General features: G+C 37.3%; 18 protein-coding genes. 14 read left to right on the plus strand and 4 right to left on the minus strand.

Annotated elements, in window-relative coordinates:
* Positions 1–7 precede the first annotated feature (7 nt).
* Positions 8–286: a hypothetical protein gene (locus tag ACMX9J_RS01015; protein ID WP_014460422.1), complete on the minus strand. Its 279-nt coding sequence runs from the start codon at positions 284–286 to the stop codon at positions 8–10.
* Between the two features lie 140 nt (positions 287–426).
* Here ACMX9J_RS01015 and ACMX9J_RS01020 point away from each other — a divergent pair, with 140 nt between their 5' ends.
* From ACMX9J_RS01020 to motB, 3 genes are all read left to right on the plus strand, one after another.
* Positions 427–570, plus strand: coding sequence for a hypothetical protein (locus ACMX9J_RS01020; RefSeq protein WP_014460421.1), 144 nt, complete (start codon positions 427–429; stop codon positions 568–570).
* Positions 571–699: 129 nt separating this feature from the next.
* Positions 700–1494 carry a flagellar motor stator protein MotA gene (gene motA, locus ACMX9J_RS01025; protein WP_033578789.1) on the plus strand — a complete coding sequence of 265 codons (795 nt, stop codon included), beginning with the start codon at positions 700–702 and terminating at the stop codon, positions 1492–1494.
* On the plus strand, positions 1487–2320 hold the full coding sequence (motB, locus tag ACMX9J_RS01030) for a flagellar motor protein MotB (protein ID WP_025752068.1): 834 nt from the start codon (positions 1487–1489) through the stop codon (positions 2318–2320). The genes motA and motB overlap by 8 nt, the downstream gene beginning before the upstream one ends.
* A 35-nt stretch (positions 2321–2355) precedes the next feature.
* On the opposite strand, the gene ACMX9J_RS01035 is transcribed toward motB, so the two are convergent.
* Positions 2356–2688: a hypothetical protein gene (locus ACMX9J_RS01035; protein ID WP_033578790.1), complete on the minus strand. Its 333-nt coding sequence runs from the start codon at positions 2686–2688 to the stop codon at positions 2356–2358.
* Positions 2689–2887: 199 nt separating this feature from the next.
* Here ACMX9J_RS01035 and ACMX9J_RS01040 point away from each other — a divergent pair, with 199 nt between their 5' ends.
* Positions 2888–3841, plus strand: a complete 954-nt coding sequence (locus ACMX9J_RS01040; RefSeq protein ID WP_033578791.1) for an NAD(P)/FAD-dependent oxidoreductase — start codon at positions 2888–2890, stop codon at positions 3839–3841.
* A 19-nt stretch (positions 3842–3860) separates the two neighbouring features.
* Entirely contained in the window at positions 3861–4556 is a 696-nt protein-coding gene (locus ACMX9J_RS01045; RefSeq protein ID WP_028413608.1) for a YqjF family protein, read from the plus strand.
* Positions 4557–4559: 3 nt separating this feature from the next.
* Here ACMX9J_RS01045 and msrA read toward each other — a convergent pair whose 3' ends face one another.
* Complete coding sequence (msrA, locus tag ACMX9J_RS01050; RefSeq protein WP_033578792.1) at positions 4560–5465, minus strand: peptide-methionine (S)-S-oxide reductase MsrA; 906 nt, start codon at positions 5463–5465, stop codon at positions 4560–4562.
* A 323-nt stretch (positions 5466–5788) separates the two neighbouring features.
* Between msrA and nhaC the strand changes: the two genes are divergently transcribed.
* Positions 5789–7195, plus strand: a complete 1407-nt coding sequence (gene nhaC, locus ACMX9J_RS01055; protein WP_028413606.1) for a Na+/H+ antiporter NhaC — start codon at positions 5789–5791, stop codon at positions 7193–7195.
* 179 nt (positions 7196–7374) lie between these two features.
* Here nhaC and ACMX9J_RS01060 read toward each other — a convergent pair whose 3' ends face one another.
* Positions 7375–8028 (minus strand): GntR family transcriptional regulator, encoded by a 654-nt coding sequence (locus ACMX9J_RS01060; RefSeq protein WP_034269276.1) that lies wholly within the window; start codon positions 8026–8028, stop codon positions 7375–7377.
* A gap of 363 nt (positions 8029–8391) precedes the next feature.
* Between ACMX9J_RS01060 and ACMX9J_RS01065 the strand changes: the two genes are divergently transcribed.
* From ACMX9J_RS01065 to ACMX9J_RS01100, 8 genes are all read left to right on the plus strand, one after another.
* Entirely contained in the window at positions 8392–9804 is a 1413-nt protein-coding gene (locus tag ACMX9J_RS01065) for an amino acid permease (protein WP_034269273.1), read from the plus strand.
* Positions 9805–10101: 297 nt separating this feature from the next.
* The gene (locus ACMX9J_RS01070) at positions 10102–11103 is read left to right on the plus strand and encodes an acyltransferase family protein (RefSeq protein WP_033578795.1); all 1002 of its coding nucleotides are present in this window, start codon (positions 10102–10104) and stop codon (positions 11101–11103) included.
* A 25-nt stretch (positions 11104–11128) separates the two neighbouring features.
* Positions 11129–12004 carry a peptidylprolyl isomerase gene (locus tag ACMX9J_RS01075; protein ID WP_416225317.1) on the plus strand — a complete coding sequence of 292 codons (876 nt, stop codon included), beginning with the start codon at positions 11129–11131 and terminating at the stop codon, positions 12002–12004.
* Positions 12005–12034: 30 nt separating this feature from the next.
* The gene (locus tag ACMX9J_RS01080; RefSeq protein ID WP_155017217.1) at positions 12035–12193 is read left to right on the plus strand and encodes a hypothetical protein; all 159 of its coding nucleotides are present in this window, start codon (positions 12035–12037) and stop codon (positions 12191–12193) included.
* Positions 12194–12371: 178 nt separating this feature from the next.
* Positions 12372–13046 (plus strand): response regulator transcription factor, encoded by a 675-nt coding sequence (locus tag ACMX9J_RS01085; protein WP_028413601.1) that lies wholly within the window; start codon positions 12372–12374, stop codon positions 13044–13046.
* Positions 13036–14463, plus strand: coding sequence for a sensor histidine kinase (locus ACMX9J_RS01090; protein WP_028413600.1), 1428 nt, complete (start codon positions 13036–13038; stop codon positions 14461–14463). The genes ACMX9J_RS01085 and ACMX9J_RS01090 overlap by 11 nt, the downstream gene beginning before the upstream one ends.
* A 376-nt stretch (positions 14464–14839) precedes the next feature.
* Positions 14840–16204: an allantoinase gene (locus ACMX9J_RS01095; protein ID WP_033578797.1), complete on the plus strand. Its 1365-nt coding sequence runs from the start codon at positions 14840–14842 to the stop codon at positions 16202–16204.
* 528 nt (positions 16205–16732) lie between these two features.
* Entirely contained in the window at positions 16733–18223 is a 1491-nt protein-coding gene (locus ACMX9J_RS01100; protein ID WP_033578798.1) for a peptide MFS transporter, read from the plus strand.
* Positions 18224–18225: the final 2 nt, after the last annotated feature.

Raw genomic sequence — 18225 nt, forward strand, 5'->3', positions numbered from 1 at the left:
CTCCTTTTTAAGATGAAATACAGCGCAGTACGTGCTGCTGTTCAAAAGTTGGTTTTAATTTGAATAGAATGGTTTGTAGTATTTCAGATTGATAGACAAATTTTAGCGTATGTTTAAGGGAAAGAGGATGTAAGAAAGAACGTATTCTTTTTTCAGCATAACGTATCACCTGTTCTTCATAAAATAAAGTACGTGCGGAGATTTTAGCGTGAATATCTTTTGTTAGTTCGATTGTAAACTGGATAATCATTAAATCAGTGTCTTTACAGTATTTTTCTAGTAGCATAATATCACCTCCATTTTGTCAACTCATTTACATAATCTTAATATAAAATTTACAAATGTCAATAAAACACGGAAAAATAAATGGTAAGACTGCTCTTTTTATATGTTGAATAAACAACAACGTTACAGAGGTGAGTAAAGTTGAATATTAACGTCGGGTTTGCAATTTTAGCTGATATTGATAATAAGATGACGGCTGCTATTTATGTGGAAAATCAAATTGTAGCGATTATAGCTGGACCTTCAGATATTCTGTATGAAAAGTTGAAAAAAGTGTTTTTATAATAGAGAAAAGATGTAATTGTAAATATGATTCATAAAAAGCTTAAAAATTCTATGAAATAGTCGAAATAAAAGATGAGGATAAAATACACAAAAAGAAAGAACAGGAAGTTAAGGATAGGAGAATTACATATGGATAAAACATCTTTTATTGGACTGATTTTAGGAATAGCCTCTCTTATTGTAGGCATGTTTTTCAAAGGGGTTAATCCATCTGTGTTAGGAAATCCGGCTGCTATTTTAATTATTATTGTCGGAACCGTCGGAGCAGTAGTGATTGCATTTCCTTCAAATGAAATCAAAAGAGTCCCAAAACTGTTTGGTGTCCTGTTTAAAGAACAAAAAATGCTGCAGCCCGTTGATTTAGTATCCATGTTTTCAGAATGGGGACAAGTTGTTCGAAAAGAAGGGTTACTATCACTTGAAGCCCAAATTATTGATGTAGATGACCCTTTCTTAAAAAATGGTTTGAATTTAGCTATTGATGGTCAAAGTGCGGATTATATACGAGACGTGTTGTCTGAAGAAATTGATGCTATGGAAGAGAGACATCAAACGGGTGCAAGTATTTTCGCTTTAGCAGGTACATATGCTCCAACTCTGGGTGTACTTGGAGCTGTTATAGGGTTAATTGCTGCGCTTGGGAACATGGAAGATACGGATACGCTAGGACATGCGATCAGCGCGGCGTTTGTTGCTACGCTTCTTGGTATTTTTACTGGGTATGTACTATGGCATCCGTTTGCAAATAAACTGAAGCGTAAATCGAAACATGAAGTAAAGGTAAAGTATATGATGATCGAAGGAGTGCTTTCACTTCTAGAAGGAGAAACACCGAAAGTAATTGAGCAAAAGCTGGCTTCCTATTTGCCAACAGCGGAACGTAAAAAGCTTCTTCAAGAAAGCGAAGTGGGCACAAATGAGTAGACGCAGAAAACGAAAGCATGAAGAGGACCATGTTGACGAAAGCTGGCTGCTTCCTTACTCAGATTTGCTTACACTTTTACTTGCTTTATTCATTGTATTGTTTGCAATGAGCTCAGTGGATGCGCAAAAATTTAAGAACCTTTCCCGCGCATTTAATGAAGCGTTCGTTGGAGGAACGGGCGTGATGGAATTTCAATCTCTGCAGGAATCTGAAGAAGCGGTTCAGCCTTCAAATACTCCTGCAGCTAAAAGTACGGAAAAAACAAATGAAGTAGAGACAGCTCCCAATCAGTCTCCTGCTTCTTCACAATCGTTAACGAGCGAACAAAAGGAGCAAACCATTCGAGAAGCTGATCAAGAAGAGCTTCAGCAAATTCAATCTAAAATTAATGCGTATATTCAAAAGAAAAACTTAACAAATCAATTACAGACTTCGCTAACCGAGGAAGGTCTCTTAATTTCCATTCGAGACAATGTATTGTTTGATTCGGGAAGAGCACAAGTGCGGAGTGAAGATACAAAAATCGCAAATGATATTTCAGAGCTTTTGGTGATTGATCCTCCTCGTAATATTATTATTAGCGGCCACACCGATAACGTACCTATTCGCAACGCTGGTTTTGAATCCAACTGGGAGTTAAGCGTGATGAGAGCAGTTAACTTTATGAAAGTTATCTTAAAAAACGATAAGCTTAATCCAAGCATGTTCAGTGCAAAAGGATTTGGAGAGTTCAAACCGGTGACATCTAACAATACAGCAGAGGGGCAAGCGAAAAATAGAAGGGTTGAAATATTGATTACTCCTCGTACAATTAAACAGCCGTAAAAGCAGTCCTGCTTTTACGGCTGTTTTTCTATGTGTTATAAAGCTAAGAGTCTTCTCTTTTCAAAGTTTCCTCGTACTAACTTGAGGTCCATTCCATCTAAAATCAAATCAATGAGAGCGCCTTTAAAGACATCTGCTGTTTTTTTCTTATCATTGGACTGCAAATATTGCACGCGATACCACTTGCCTTCAACTTGAAAGTACATAAAACGTCCGTGCGTAAAGTCAATCCAAAACTTGGTAGGTTGTCCATTGAGATTTTTATAAACATATCCCCAGCTTCGTCCTTGGTGAGCGTCCTTCATTTTAGGGCGAGCTGTATTAAATACTTCGTAATATACTTTATGCTTAATATCATAGAGCATCATGTGACAGTCCTCCTATTTATAGACGTGCTAGCAGGTAAAGATATATTTGTATACGACAAGTATACTCAGATGAAAGGAATCGTAGACTATTTTTTTGAGACAAGCAGGAGCAAAGGTAAATGAAAAAGACAGTTTAAATTAGCTCAATCATTCCGCTTTTTTTATACTGTAAATAAATGCGTTAAATAAGGAGGAAAAAATGAGACGAGTAGGCATAGTAGGTGCTGGAATGACGGGCCTTACAGCAGCGGCTGAATTGCAAAAAGAGGGAATAGAGGTCTTTCTTCTTGATAAGGGCAAAAGTGTAGGGGGACGAATGGCTACCCGACGAGTAGGGGATGGAAAAGCAGATCACGGAGCTCAATTTTTTACAGTGAGATCCGATGAATTTCAACAAGACGTAAATAAATGGATAGGTGATAGAAAGGTTAAGAAGTGGTTTGGTGACCATCACCCTCGGTATCAAAGTCCGAATGGCATGAATGCGCTAGCTAAATATTTAGCTGAAGATCTACGCGTATATGTAAATCGAAAAGTTCAAGCCATTGATTTTCAAAACGGAAGGTATCAGTTATATACAGAAGAAAATGAGATTTTTGAAGCTACTGATATCATTCTTACACCTCCGTCTCCTCAGGTTATTGAGATGCTTAATAACAGCAGGTTACAGGTGGACCAATCTATTCTTAAAACACTGAAATTCAGTCCTTGCTTGGTTGCTATCGTGGAGCTTTACACAGAGACGCTGTTTGGTGATCATGGTCAACTCACGAATCCATCTGGCACAATCCAAAGAATCATTAATCATGAGCAAAAAGGAATATCAAAGACGCCCGTTCTTAGCATATATATGAATAAAGACTGGTCAGAAAAACATTTTGATGAACATGAACGTGAGTTGCTGCCGATGATAAAAAATGAAATAAAAGAATGGATAGGTGCAAATCATATTAAAAGCATCCAGATAAAGAAATGGCGCTATGCAGAGGTTGAACAAGTTCTTCATCAGCCCTTTGCTAAAATTATGCCGTCGCTACTGGTGGCAGGAGATGCTTTTTTAAGAAGGGAAGACGAGACGAATCACTCACGGTTAGAGAGCGCATATTTGTCAGGCAAATCGGCAGCCGCTGAATTAATGGAAAAGAACATCTAGAAAAAGGAGGGACCAAGAAGTGAAAAATAATTGGATAATGAAACAAACGTGGAAAGATTTACTGTTTATTCATTGGCCTGTAGATCCGGCATTTTTGGCTTCTTTATTGCCGAGTCAGTTAGAGCCTGACACCTATAATGGTCAAGCGTGGATTGCGCTTGTGCCTTTTACGATGACAGACATTCGATTCAAAGGAACGCCCGCCGTGCCCATCTTTTCACGGCTATATGAGCTAAATGTGCGTACCTATGTTACATATAAAGGGGAAAAAGGCGTTTATTTTTTTAGTTTAGACGCAAGCAATCCACTAGGAGTATGGATTGCTCGTCAGTTTTTTCACTTGCCTTATTACCACGCTGCTATGACATTCAACAAAACTCAGAACTATATTTCTTTTCAGTCAGTTCGAACGCACAGAGACTCAAAAAAAGAGCGAGTAAAGCTTACATATAGAGGTACTTCTCCGTCCTATCGCAGTAGAAAAGGAGAATTAGCTCATTGGCTTACAGAGCGCTATTGCTTATTTACCACTCATCAAGGAAATGTCTACAGAGGAGACCTTTATCATGATCCTTGGGAGCTGCAAAAAGGAGAGTGTGAAATAAGAGATGATTCTATCACTCAGCCTTTTTTGCGTCCGGCGGACTATCATAATTTAACTGTACACTACGCAAAGAAAGTAACTGCTTATTTTTACCCGTTTAAGAAAGTATAGGCATCAAAACAAAATTAAAAAATCTTCATAGCCTTCTTCTTTAAGCTTCTCTTTTGGAATAAAGCGAAGAGCCGCAGAATTTACTTGATAGTATTCGCTGTTTTCTTCTGTTAAAAGTAAACCAAGATAGTTATCTCCTTCTTTGCTTTTTAGCGCTGTTGAATGCTGAGCCGGCACTTTTTTTATGTTTCCGTATAAGATAGGACGCTTAAAAATGGGCCAGCCTGTATGAGAAGGAAGCTGATCTGACGTTTTGAACAGTGCTTCTCCAGTTAGAAGGTCAACGTAAATTCCTTTTTTTTTGTTATTCCAATATAAATTTGTAAAAGGGGGTTCGGTTCCGTTTTCCTGCGTAACAAAATATTGCATAGGCGTTAGGAACTTTTTAAGGTAAGAGCGGTCCTTGGGCCAATGCTGCGTCAGAAAATCAGTTCGCCCCGAGCCTTCTTTGTATAATTTATAGTGAAATGCATTTTTTCGATAATAATCCTGCTGCTGTTCTTCTGCTTCGTAAAAAGAAGAAAAAGGTAAAATAGGTGTGACGATAGGGTTCTTAAAACGTCCGCTTTGGGCGAGCTTTCTTTTAGAATCGAGAGCCACTTCTTTTTGCTTTTCGTTATGATAAAAAATAATGGCTCGATACGATGGTCCGCGGTCTGAAAACTGTCCGGCGGAATCCGTAGGGTCAATTTGCTGCCAATACAGGTTAAGCAGCTCTTCAAACGTAATTTGAGAAGGATCCCATACAATTTGCACGGCCTCTACGTACTCGCTTTCCTGTTTAGCTTCAGAAGCGATTTGTTCATCTCTAGCGTAGCCCGAGCGGATACTAATGATTCCTGTAAGCTGATCAAAAGGAGCGACCATGCACCAAAAGCATCCTCCTGCAAACGTTGCATATTCTTTCATGTTACTTTCCTCTTTTCGTTGAATAAAATAAATGAAAATATATTTATATATTAAAATGTATAAACAAACAGAAAGCGCTTTATAACGAGCCTTGTAAGAAAGCACACTCTTATGGTATTATGACCACTGGATAAAAGAAAGATGGCTTATTGTTTACGCGAGTATCCTTATTTTATGTTCTTAAAAAGATGCAGTTTATTGTTTAAGTACTCATAGAAATACATACGTTGGAGCAGTAAGAGGAACAATTAAAAAATAAGGACGTTTTGCTCTTAAACGATACCACATTCCAGAATCTACATACCAGTTTAGGAGGAGCTAGTTTGAACACAACCCGTTTACCATCTATGTGGGAAATAATGATTGTGCTTGCTTTATTTTTAGCTGTTGTTATTTCGTTTGCAACTGTTTTTGATTTACCTATTCAGCTCGCTTTATTTATTTCATGGTTTATTGTTATGGCGCTAGGAGTACGACTTGGGTATACGTATAATCAGCTGCAAGGGGCCATTACAAGAGGAATATCAAACGGCTTAGAAGCTATTTTAATTTTATTAGCCGTCGGTACGTTAATTGGAACATGGATTGCCGGAGGAGTTGTTCCTTCTCTTATTTATTTTGGATTAGAGTTTATTAATCCAACATTCTTTTTACTTGCTACACTGATCATTTGCTCTATTACCTCGATTTCAACAGGAACATCTTGGGGAACGGTTGGTACAGCCGGAATCGCGATGATGGGAATCGGACAAGGCTTAGGTATGCCGCTTCCTTTAGTAGCTGGAGCCGTGATTTCAGGAGCTTATTTTGGAGACAAGCTTTCTCCTCTTTCTGATAGTACCATTTTATCTGCGTCAATGGCCCGAGTGAACGTTATCGATCACGTAAAAGCAATGTTAGTATTGGATATTCCTGCTTATCTCATTACGGCAGTATTATTTACGGTAACAGGGTTTATGTATGGGGGAAAAGATTTTGATGCTGGACGGGTAGAAGAATTAAAATCTTCGCTGTTGGATACATTTCACATCAGCGGGTGGATGCTGATTCCGGCTTTGGCTGTCATTGTCCTTTTAGCATTAAAGAAACCTTCTCTTCCAGCAATTGCGGTTGGTTCATTATTAGGAATTATATGGGCAGTTGTCTTTCAACATATGGATGTGGCGAGCGCATTTAATACGGCTTATGAAGGATTTAAAATTAATACCGACAACACATTTTTAAGTGAGCTATTAAATCGTGGCGGAATTTTAAGCATGGTCGGTTCTATTATTGTCATTATTTTTGGCCTAGGATTTGGCGGGTTATTAGATGAGCTCGGCGTCTTAGAAGTCCTGCTATCTAAATTTGAAAAAATTCTTGTCAATTCAGGAAACGTTACGGCTTCTACTATTTTCGTTGGATTATTAGGAAATATATTTGGTTGTGCGATGTATGTTTCATTAATTTTAACACCGAAAATTATGGAGAAAAGTTACGATAAGTTAAGAATACAGCGTCTAGTGCTTGCCCGTAACTCAGAAGTAGGGGGAACCTTAACTTCTGGAATGGTTCCGTGGACGGATAACGGTGTATTTCTAGCTACAACGCTTGGGATTTCTACATTCGCTTATCTGCCGTTTATGTGGCTCAGTTTTGTCTCTATTATTTTGGCGATTGTTTACGGATATACAGGGAAATTCATTTGGTACGTAAAAGAAGAAAAACAGCGTTCTGCCATAGCAAAATAAAAGAGGCTGGGACAAAAGAGTTTTAGTTGAAGAAAAATCCGAACGATGAATTGAGATTCTTAATGAAGAATCAACTTCGTTCGGATTTTTTCATTGGTATGATAAACGTAGGTTTCATGTATTTCGTTTCTTCTAGCTGTTGATCGAATTGATTTAGTTATGTCTCGAGTTCTTTTTGATCAAATCATTTCTGGGTATTCGATTTTCCAGTGAACATTTTGAAGGTAAAGCTGAACATCCGCCTTTTTTTTCTGCTGCAGAAGTTTTAGAATATGGCGGTGATGTTCATTCATTACGCGTAAAATGGCGTATAGCTCTTTTTTGTCATCGCTAAAGTACGTTTGTCTGATGAATCCGTCTTGTAAAGACATAAGCTGTTCTTTTAAGGTCACATTATCGCATCGGTTCAAATATACTCGATGAAAATACGTTTGATATTTTTGATAATCCTGATAATTTTCTGATTCAATCGAAACATCGATTTTTTTAATAAGCTCATCCATCTTCGTAAAATCTTCTTCAGTTAAGTGATCAATCGACAAGGCAGCTGCCAGACCATCTAAAGCACCGACGATTTCAAACACTTCTAGTTTTTTGTGTGTATCAATTTCCTTTACAGTAAACCCTCTGCGCGGTCTGTATTCTAATAGGTTGTCTGAAGCTAATTTAATAAGCGCTTCTCTTACAGGCGTTCGGCTGACATTCAGCTGAGAACAAATACTGGCTTCATTTATTTTGTCGTTAGGCAGCAGTGTACCTTCTTGAATTTGACTTGCTATGTAGTTATATACATGATCTTTTAATGAATGATAAATCATAGGCCCCTTGTTCATTGTTTCCCCCTAAAATAAATATCGCATCAGCTGTTCTTTCTCTTCATGTCATGGTGATGAAAGAGTATAAAAATAGAAAGAAAGAACGTACAGGTGTAAAAATAATCATATCATATCACTTCATTTAATCTTAGTTAGAATATAAAAAAATAGAATTATTGAAATATTTTTTACTATTCATTGTTGTAAAAAATCTGAAAAATGATATAATCGTAAAAAGATTTAAGAAGTGTATATTGTATACAATATACAAAATTCGTACATATCGAAGAAATAGAGCCTATTCCTGAAGAGAAGAGACTATAGAGAATATGTAAAAAAACCAAGTTTTTGGATGGGTTTACTATAAAAAGGAGGTACATAATGGGTGAGAATACAACATCTATGAATCAGTTACAAAGAAAAATGAAAAGCCGTCATTTATTTATGATTTCCCTTGGCGGTGTTATCGGTACGGGGTTGTTTCTTAATTCTGGCTATACAATTAATGCAGCAGGTCCTGGGGGAACGCTCCTTGCTTATTTAATCGGTGGATTAATTATGTATTTAGTCATGATATGTCTAGGGGAACTAAGCGTAGCAATGCCTGTGTCAGGATCATTTCAAGTATACGCTACAAAGTTTATAGGGCCGGGAACTGGTTTTGCGGTGGGCTGGCTCTACTGGCTGACTTGGGTAGTATCTGTCGGTTCGGAGTTTACAGCGTCTGGGCTGCTTATGCAAAGATGGTTTCCTGACGTTTCGGTTTGGATATGGAGCGCGCTGTTTGCTCTTTTATTATTTGGTTTAAATGCAACATCTGTACGTTTTTTCGGCGAAACAGAATTTTGGTTTTCAAGTATTAAAGTATTAACGATTATTGTATTTATTATTTTAGGCGCAGCAGCGATGTTTGGATTCATTCCCCTTAGCGGTCATGAAAAAGCGCCGATGCTTTCTCATTTTACAGGAGAGGGCGGTTTATTTCCAAATGGACTTATGCCTGTATTAATTACGATGGTTTCCGTGAGTTTTGCTTTTTCAGGAACAGAATTAATTGGTATTACGGCGGGAGAAACCGAAGATCCAGAAAAGAACATACCTCGAGCCATTAAAAATATCATTTGGCGTACATTCTTCTTCTTTATTGGCGCCATGTTTGTACTATCTGGGTTGATCTCATGGAAACAAGCAGGAGTGTTAGAAAGTCCTTTTGTGACGGTGTTTGATCAAATAGGTATTCCTTATGCAGCAGATATTATGAACTTGGTTATTTTAACAGCTTTACTATCAAACGCTAATGCAGGCTTATATGCATGCTCGAGAATGCTCTGGTCATTATCCGATCAAAAAATGGTTAGCAGCTGGTTAGGGAAAGTAACGTCTAAAGGAGTTCCATTTAATTCGTTGCTTATCAGCATGGGAGTGGCTTGTCTGTCCTTGCTGTCAAGCGTGGTTGCACCAACTACTGTTTACTTAGTATTAGTTTCTATTTCTGGATTTGCGGTGGTAGCTGTATGGATGGCTATTGCAGCTTCTCATTTTATGTTCAGAAGACGCTATATTAAAGAAGGAAATGATGTATCAAAGCTTGTTTACAAAGCTCCTTTATATCCTCTCGTTCCTATCTTAGCATTCGTTTTATGCTTTGCTGCTTGTGTAGGACTTGCTTTTGATAAGAGTCAGCGTATCGCATTATACTGCGGTATCCCATTTGTCCTTTTTTGTTATCTGTTTTATTATTTAAAAAGTAAAAAAGAAAACGGAAAAGATGACAGTCAGCCTATAGCAAAATAAAAAGCAGAAGACCTAGGTCTTCTGCTTTTTTTTGCATACAAAAACACCCTATCCATCCGTACTGGTTAAGTGTCCCGCAACAAGCGAAATTGAATTGGATAGGGTGCGTATCTATATAGTAGAGAAAGAGGCGCCATTTGTCAAACTTATTTAGCGGCGCCTTATTTAAAAATAGAAAAAAGAAAAGTTTTCACTGTTTTTTCATTTTCACTATGTATAGTAAGGGATGTAAAGAAAAGATATTCGCAGCAGCACGTCGTACAAATCCATAGAACGTAAAAGAAAGGAGGAAGTCAAATGGCTAAGCGGGATGCGTATTTTGATAACGTGAAATTTATCTTAATTGTACTGGTAGTGTTTGGCCATTTGTTAACTCCCTTCATTAATGATGAACAGTGGTTACGAACACTCTACATATTTATTTATACTTTTCATATGCCAGCGTTTATTTTAATAAGCGGATATTTTGCAAAAGGATACCGAAAGAAAGGATATATGTGGAAGATGGCGAAGAAAGTATTACTTCCTTATATTATCTTTCAACTTATCTATGCGGTATATGATTATAAACTGTATGATGAATCGTCATTTGAAGTTTCAGTATTTCAGCCAGCTTGGTCACTGTGGTTTTTACTAAGTTTATTTTGTTGGAATGCGATGCTGTTCATTTTTACAAAGATCAAATATCCTTTAGCCGTCGCGGCAGTTTTAGGAATTATGATTGGCTTATGTGAACCGCTAGAAACAACGTTAAGTCTTTCTAGAACATTTGTATTCTTCCCCTTCTTCTTAGCAGGGTTTTATATGAAAAAAGAACATTTTAAAAAGTTGACGTCTGTTTCTTGTAAGAAAATAGCTGGAGGCACATTGCTCATTATTGCTCTGTGGATCCAGTACGTAGCACCGGATTTTGAGAAGGAGTGGCTATTTGGTTCAAAATCTTATGCCTCCTTAGGTGTAAATCAAGTAGAGGGAATGATCATTCGTACACTATTTTATAGCATCAGCTTAGCAATGACGGTTTCCTTTTTAGCTTTGATCCCTACACAGACGATGTCTTTTACATCTCGAGGTGCTCAAACCTTTTATGTGTATTTGCTACATGGATTTCTGATTAAATATATTCGCTTATCTTCTTTTGGAGACTGGATAGAAAGTGTACAAGGATACAGCATTCTTTTGATTGGAGCTTGTGGAGTGGCGTGGCTGTTGTCGAGTAAATACGTATCTACGATTGCAAGGCCTTTAATTGAGCTTAAACCTTTACCAACGCGCAAAAGTTTAAGTTTAGGTAAGTAATGAGAAATGGAAAAGGAGTTTAATGATGTCTAAAAACAAAATAATTATGATTATCGCAGCCGTTGTCATTATTGCTGCAGTAGCTATTGGTGCCGTAGCAATGAATAAATCAAAGGTAGTTGCTACCGTTGGTGATGAAAAAATCACAAAAAATCAGCTGTATGATGCTCTTCTTGCTCAAGGAGGATCAAGCGTCCTTGATTCACTAATCGAACAAAAAGTCATTTCAAAAGAAGCAGCTAAACAAAATATTAAAGTAACCGATAAAGAAATTAATGCTGAATTAGAAAACCTTAAAAGTCAGTACGGTGGAGAAGATGCACTAAATCAAGCATTAGCATCTAGCGGTGTAAAATTGTCAGAGCTGAAAAAAGATTTAAAGACGAATATTGAAGCAAAAAAAATGGTCGAGTCGACTATTAATATTAAAGATAGTGAAATGAAATCGTACTTTAATCAAAATAAAGATTCACTAGCTACAGAAGCACAGGTAAAAGCTAGTCATATCTTAGTAGCAGACGAAAAAACAGCAAAAGAAGTAAAGGCAAAGCTTGATAAAGGAGAAGATTTTGCAAAGCTAGCAAAAGAATATTCAACGGATACAGCTTCTAAATCAGATGGCGGAAACCTTGGATACTTCAAAAAAGGCGATATGGTCGAAGCTTTTGCCAACAAAGCATTTTCAATGAAGGTAAATGAAGTAAGTGATCCTGTTAAAACAGAATACGGTTACCATATTATTAAAGTAACAGGCAAAAAAGAAGCGCAAAAAGCAACATATGAAAACAGCAAAGCAAAAATCAAGCAAACGCTGCTTGATCAAAAATACCAAACAGAGTATCCAACATGGTTACAAAAGCTAAAGAAAAAGTATGATATTACAAACAAACTTGATTCATAAATAATACCTTAACGAAATGAGGGGATGGATATGAAACAAACAGCGTCTTATAGCAAATTAGAAAAAATCGTCGAACAATTGAAGCACAGAGGTGTACGAGCTGAAATATGCCGGCGTGTTGTAAAGGTCACAGAAACTGTTAATGGATCAAATCCTTCATATTCAAATCAAATCGTTAGTCATTCATAAAAGTACAAAAGACGCGAACGGCTGAACAGCAGTTTGCTCTCGTTCTTAATACAGGTAGGGAAAATTAAAATGAAAAGAGATCAGTAGAGGCAGCTTGTTTCTGCTGATTCTTTTTGTATAATAAAGTAAACAAAAGGATGCAGGGAAATGTATCAAACGAAGGAAGGAGTTACGCAGAATGAACGTACTGCTAGCAGAAGATGATTTGCAGCTAGGTGAATTAGTTAGTTATATGCTGAAGAAAAAAGGAGGCTATAACGTCGAATGGGTGACGGAAGGGAATGATGCATATGACTATGCATCTGAAGCACATTATGATGTGTTAATTCTTGACTGGATGATGCCCAATGGAGACGGAATCGATGTATGTAAACGTCTAAGAAAAGAAGGGTACGCCGGGGCCATTCTTATGTTAACAGCAAAAGATGCGGTTCAAGATCGTATACAAGGCTTAGATGCGGGAGCGGATGATTACGTTATTAAGCCATTTGAAATTGACGAGCTGCTTGCAAGGCTTCGCGCTTTGGCTCGTCGTAATTATGCACCAATTTTAGAAGAAGAAGTAGAGATTGCCAGCATGATATTAAAAAGAGCAAGTCAAACCGTGCAGTTTGACGAGGAGTTTATTCAATTAAGTCCTCGTGAATTTCAACTGCTAGATTTTTTAGTGAAAAACAAAGGACAAGTTCTTTCCCGGGATATTATTTTAGACAGGGTATGGGGATATGAATCAGATGTTTCGATTAAAACGATTGATGCGACGGTTAAACTTTTGCGAAAAAAACTAGAGAAATTTAACAAACAAGATCTTATTCAAAGCATTCGCGGAGTAGGCTACAAAATTGAAAGCTAAACTTCTTACGAGGGCTAAACAGAAAGTAAAACAAAAAGTAAAGCAAGATTTATTCAGCCAGACGCAAAATCGTTTAACATTCCGATACAGCGCATTGCTAATGCTGTTTCTGCTTTTATTCGTATTTATTGTTTATGCATTGGTGTATGTGGTTGTATCCAATAGTCAGCAGCAAAACTTAAATAGCATGTTAAAACAAGAGTCTCGAATTGTCCAAAGCATCTTAATTAAACAAGCGGTAAACAGTTCGAATCAACAGTCGAAAGAAGAGTATAAAAACATTGTCGTAGCCGGTGAAGACCAGTTTTTTTATTATGTCATCAGTCCTGAAGGGGACCTTATTATGGGCAACGAAGCGAGTGAGCGTCTTCGCTCTAACTTGTTAGATTTAATTGATGGATGGATCCCTATTGAAAACGAAGTGCGAAAAGAACGAATAAAAGCCCCGCGTCCTAGTTTTGAGCACATCGAAGGAGTAAAAGGGCAAAACGGGGAAGGCAAAATAGATATTGATTTAATGATGGCGGGGGAACCTATTTTTTATAAAGGCCAATTTTTAGGGATGCTTTATATTGGAAAAGACGTTTCGTTTCTTTATCAGCTGTTAAAGTGGCTCCTCATTATTATGCTGAGCCTTACGGTACTGTTTGTAGGAGTAGCCATTTATATCAGCCGCTTAATGTCAAAACGTGCCATGGTCCCAATTGAAACAGCTTTCCAAAAGCAAAAAGAATTTGTGGCGGATGCATCCCATGAGCTAAGGACACCGCTTAGCGTTATGCTTTCTTCTATCAACGCTTTAGAAATGCAGGAGGAAGTAACAGAAGATCCCTTCTCTAAAAAATTAATTAATAATATGAAAGCTGAAGTGAAGCGGATGACGAGTCTCGTCAGTGATTTACTTACGCTTGCACGCTCAGACTCTAATAAAGTAGAAAAAGCAATGATGCCGTTTGATATTACAGATGCGGTACAAAAGGTAATGGAATCGGTTGAAACTCTAGCGATTTCTAAACATATTGATTTGCAGCTGGATACGCCTGAAAAATTAGTTGTAACTGGAGATCAAGAGCGTCTCACTCAGCTGATTTACATTTTGTTAGACAATGCGATTAAATATACGACTCCTCATGGAAGTGTAAACATTCAAGTGGTTCAGCACGGGAGTGAATGTACATTAAAAGTACGTGATACAGGGGTTGGAATTCATCCCGACGAAAAGGATCGAATCTTCGACCGCTTTTATCGTGCTGATAAATCCCGATCCCGTCAAATGGGAGGTCACGGGCTAGGCCTAGCAATCGCTAAATGGATCGTAGAAACACATAAAGGCAAAATTGATGTAGAAAGTGAACAAGAAAAAGGAAGTACATTTACAGTAAGGTTGCCAATGTCACAAAAAGTAAAAAAGAGTTAAAATAGACTGTGACAAAATTAGTTGAAGGAAGATCCGAACGAGTTTGATTCTTGATGGAGAATCAAACTCGTTCGGATTTTTTTATGGTTAGAGTGGAGATAGGTTTCATTTATCCAATTTGTTCGTCCGTTGATTTAGTTATGTCTCCATCTCTTTTCAGTTAGTGAAAGTGACCAAATGAAAAAGAAAAGTTTAGACAAAATGGCGAATGAAAAAATCGGATAATTCAGTTATATTAACTGACGTAATAATCAGTCTGTGTGTCAGGGTTCTTTACAATGATAAAGACTTTTTAAAGGAAACAGTGCATGATAGAACAATAGCAGACTACTTCGTTTAATAAAAAGATGAAGTAAGTAAAGGGGAGTTTGATAATATGTACGATTTAATTATTCGGGATGGTTCGGTCGTATTAGAAGACGAAATAGTAAAAGCGGACATAGGTGTTAAAAAAGGAAAGATTGCAGAAATAGCGCAAGGTGTTAGCATACCAGCAAAAAAATACGTAGATGCTAAAGGCAAATATGTTCTGCCTGGAATGATTGATATTCATGTGCATTTTGATGAACCGAGCCGAGACCATTGGGAAGGGTTTGACTACGGTTCAGCATCTATGGCCGCAGGAGGCTGCACTACATATTTTGATATGCCTTTAAACGGCGTTCCTCCTACCGTAACAGAAGCAGCACTGTGGGAAAAGAAAAAGCTGGCTGATCAAAAGTCAGTAGTAGATTACGGTCTATGGGGAGGGTTGGTTCCTGGTAATAAAGAAGAATTAGCCAAAATGGCTCATTCGGGTGTAATAGGTTTTAAAGCATTTATGTCAGAAGCAGGTTCTGAATTTGATTTCTCAGATGACCTCACATTATACGAAGGAATGAAAGAGATTGCAAAACTAAATAAAGTGCTTGCCCTGCATGCTGAAAGAAATGACTTAATACAAAAGCTTGAACAGGCTAAACAGAAGCAAAAGCAAACGGCTATTAAAGATTATTTAGAAACGCGACCGGTTGTAGCAGAAGTAAACGCAGTAAAGCAAGCGCTTGAGTACGGTGAAGAAACGGGATGTCCGCTTCACTTTGTACACATTAGCAGCTGTGAAGCAGTGCAGCTTATTACGGAAGCAAAGAAGAATGGAATGAACGTTACGCTGGAAACTTGTCCGCATTATTTACTTTTTACAGAGGAAGACTTTGAAGAAATTGGCGTAACGGCTAAGTGTGCACCTCCTCTTCGCAGCAGGAGTCAAAAAGAAAAATTATGGGCATGTATTCAATCAGAAGAAGTAGATATGATTTCTTCGGATCATTCTCCTTGCCCGATTGAGTTAAAAACAGCTCATCAGAATGATTTATTTAAAGTTTGGGGTGGAATATCAGGCGGTCAGTACTCTTTGCAAGCAATGATTAGTGAAGGAGCGATCACTAGAGGGATTTCTCTTTCTCACATTTCAAAGCTTGTATCAACCAATCCAGCTAAACGATTCGGCTTATATCCCAAAAAAGGCAGCATTTTGCTAGGAGCCGATGCGGATTTGGTTATCGTTGATCTGGATCAAACTGAAAAAGTGACAAAAGAAGGAATGGTTTTCAAACATAAGCACAGTATATATGAAGGAACGGTATTTAATAGCGTTATTTTAACTACCATTAATAGAGGAACGATTGTATACACTAAAGAAGAAGGTGTGTTTCCTCTTCACAAAGGACAAATGGTAAATGGTGAATACGTAAAATTGTAGGCACAGTGAAAAAAGAGATGAAAAATAAACCTTTTATCTCTTTTTTTACATAAAAAAATGAGGATGACTTATATTAAAAGTATTACATAGGTGAAAAAAGAGTATCTACTATAACAAAAGAGACATTTTTAAAGAAGGTTTTATTATTTTAAAAAAGTATATTTTTGATTGAGGGAAGCATAATTTAAAAAGAATAAAGCTTCTTTTTAAATATAAAGAAAAATTTCCCAAAAAGAAAAATATTATCTGGTTGTATGAAAAGTAGATAATCAGATGCTTTGTAATCAAGGGTTTTGTATAAAAAAATTTTCAAAAAGATATTTTAAGAAAGGAAATCTTGATTTAAAGCTTTTTATAGGTGCAATTTTATAATGAAAAACCGTATATTATGCACTCATTGTAAAATTCTGATATTGACAGAATCATTTTATAAGAATAAAATTTTCTTGTTTCTATTTTTTTATATCATCATAATTTTTTGACAGTTTTGTCTATGGTGGTTTAGGGTTGAAAGAGAGGTTAAGGAATATGTCGGTAGAGAGAGAAAAAGTGTATGAAACAGTTCCTCAAAAAGGATTCTTCGGACATCCTAAAGGTTTATTTACCTTGTTCTTTACAGAATTCTGGGAGCGTTTTTCATACTATGGAATGCGTGCGCTACTTGTATTGTACATGTACGATACAATTGCAAACGGTGGATTAGGAATGGAACAAGGAACCGCTTTAGCGATCTTTTCTATTTATGGTTCTCTTGTTTATATGTCTGGAATTATTGGCGGTTGGATTGCAGACCGCATTTTAGGTACGTCTAATACGGTGTTTTACGGCGGTATATTTATTATGCTGGGGCATTTAGTGCTTGCATTGCCAGCAGGTGTAACAGCGCTGTTTATTTCAATGTTCTTGATTATCATTGGAACAGGTTTATTAAAACCAAACGTTTCAAGCGTTGTGGGCGATATGTATAGCCCGACTGATAACCGTCGAGATGCTGGATTTAGTATCTTCTATATGGGTGTAAATGCTGGAGCATTTATCGCGCCGCTAGTTGTTTCAACAGTAGGTGAAAAGTATAACTACCACTTAGGTTTTGGAATCGCGGCAGTAGGAATGCTTTTAGGTCTAATTGTATTTATGGCTACACGAGGTAAAAACCTAGGGCGTGCAGGTAGACAAGTTCCAAACCCTTTAAAACCAGAAGAGCGCAAAAAAGTTTTTGGTACTATTGCACTTGCTGTAGTTGTACTTGCTATCTTTATTGTACTGACTTCTTTAGCAGGTATTTTAACAGTTGAAGGCGTTATTTTATTTGTAAGTATTTTAGCGATTGTTATTCCTATTATTTACTTTGTGGTTATGTATAAGAGTCCCAAGACAACAGCTGATGAGCGTTCACGCGTATTAGCTTATATCCCTCTTTTTATTTCTGGAGTAATGTTCTGGGCAATTCAAGAGCAGGGGTCAACAATTTTAGCAACGTATGCAAAAGATCATACACAGCTAACGTATGGCGGCTTTAAAATTCCAGTTGGCTGGTTCCAATCGTTAAATCCGTTATTCATTATTATATTTGCCCCAGTTTTTGCAGCACTTTGGGTGAAATTAGGAAACAGACAGCCTTCTACACCAAAGAAGTTTTCATTAGGACTTTTATTTGCAGGGCTTTCTTTCCTTGTCATGGTTATCCCGGCTAGTATTCATGGAAACGAAACGTTAGCGAGCCCGCTATGGCTAGTATTAAGCTTCTTCTTAGTTGTAGTTGGAGAGCTTTGTTTATCACCAGTAGGGCTATCAACTACCACAAAACTAGCACCTGCAGCGTTTTCTGCTCAGACAATGAGTTTATGGTTCTTAACAAGCGCAGCGGCGCAGGCAATCAATGCTCAGCTTGTTCAATACTATGAAAACATTTCGCAAGTTGTTTATTTTGCTGCATTGGGCGGAGTGTCGGTCATTTTAGGTGTAATTGTACTAATGATTTCGCCAAAAATTCAGCGTTTAATGAAAGGTGTTCAATAAAA

The sequence above is a fragment of the Priestia sp. RMT2NF4 genome, assembly GCF_047872835.1.
Classification (GTDB): Bacteria; Bacillota; Bacilli; order Bacillales; family Bacillaceae_H; genus Priestia; species Priestia zanthoxyli.

Excerpts from the sequence above, each read along its gene's own strand:
- ACMX9J_RS01015 (WP_014460422.1), bottom strand. The coding sequence starts at position 286 with ATGCTACTAGAAAAATACTGTAAAGACACTGATTTAATGATTATCCAG.
- motA (WP_033578789.1), top strand. The coding sequence starts at position 700 with ATGGATAAAACATCTTTTATTGGACTGATTTTAGGAATAGCCTCTCTT.
- motB (WP_025752068.1), top strand. The coding sequence starts at position 1,487 with ATGAGTAGACGCAGAAAACGAAAGCATGAAGAGGACCATGTTGACGAA.
- ACMX9J_RS01035 (WP_033578790.1), bottom strand. The coding sequence starts at position 2,688 with ATGATGCTCTATGATATTAAGCATAAAGTATATTACGAAGTATTTAAT.
- ACMX9J_RS01040 (WP_033578791.1), top strand. The coding sequence starts at position 2,888 with ATGAGACGAGTAGGCATAGTAGGTGCTGGAATGACGGGCCTTACAGCA.
- msrA (WP_033578792.1), bottom strand. The coding sequence starts at position 5,465 with ATGAAAGAATATGCAACGTTTGCAGGAGGATGCTTTTGGTGCATGGTC.
- ACMX9J_RS01060 (WP_034269276.1), bottom strand. The coding sequence starts at position 8,028 with ATGAACAAGGGGCCTATGATTTATCATTCATTAAAAGATCATGTATAT.
- ACMX9J_RS01065 (WP_034269273.1), top strand. The coding sequence starts at position 8,392 with ATGGGTGAGAATACAACATCTATGAATCAGTTACAAAGAAAAATGAAA.
- ACMX9J_RS01070 (WP_033578795.1), top strand. The coding sequence starts at position 10,102 with ATGGCTAAGCGGGATGCGTATTTTGATAACGTGAAATTTATCTTAATT.
- ACMX9J_RS01075 (WP_416225317.1), top strand. The coding sequence starts at position 11,129 with ATGTCTAAAAACAAAATAATTATGATTATCGCAGCCGTTGTCATTATT.
- ACMX9J_RS01080 (WP_155017217.1), top strand. The coding sequence starts at position 12,035 with ATGAAACAAACAGCGTCTTATAGCAAATTAGAAAAAATCGTCGAACAA.
- ACMX9J_RS01085 (WP_028413601.1), top strand. The coding sequence starts at position 12,372 with ATGAACGTACTGCTAGCAGAAGATGATTTGCAGCTAGGTGAATTAGTT.
- ACMX9J_RS01095 (WP_033578797.1), top strand. The coding sequence starts at position 14,840 with ATGTACGATTTAATTATTCGGGATGGTTCGGTCGTATTAGAAGACGAA.
- ACMX9J_RS01100 (WP_033578798.1), top strand. The coding sequence starts at position 16,733 with ATGTCGGTAGAGAGAGAAAAAGTGTATGAAACAGTTCCTCAAAAAGGA.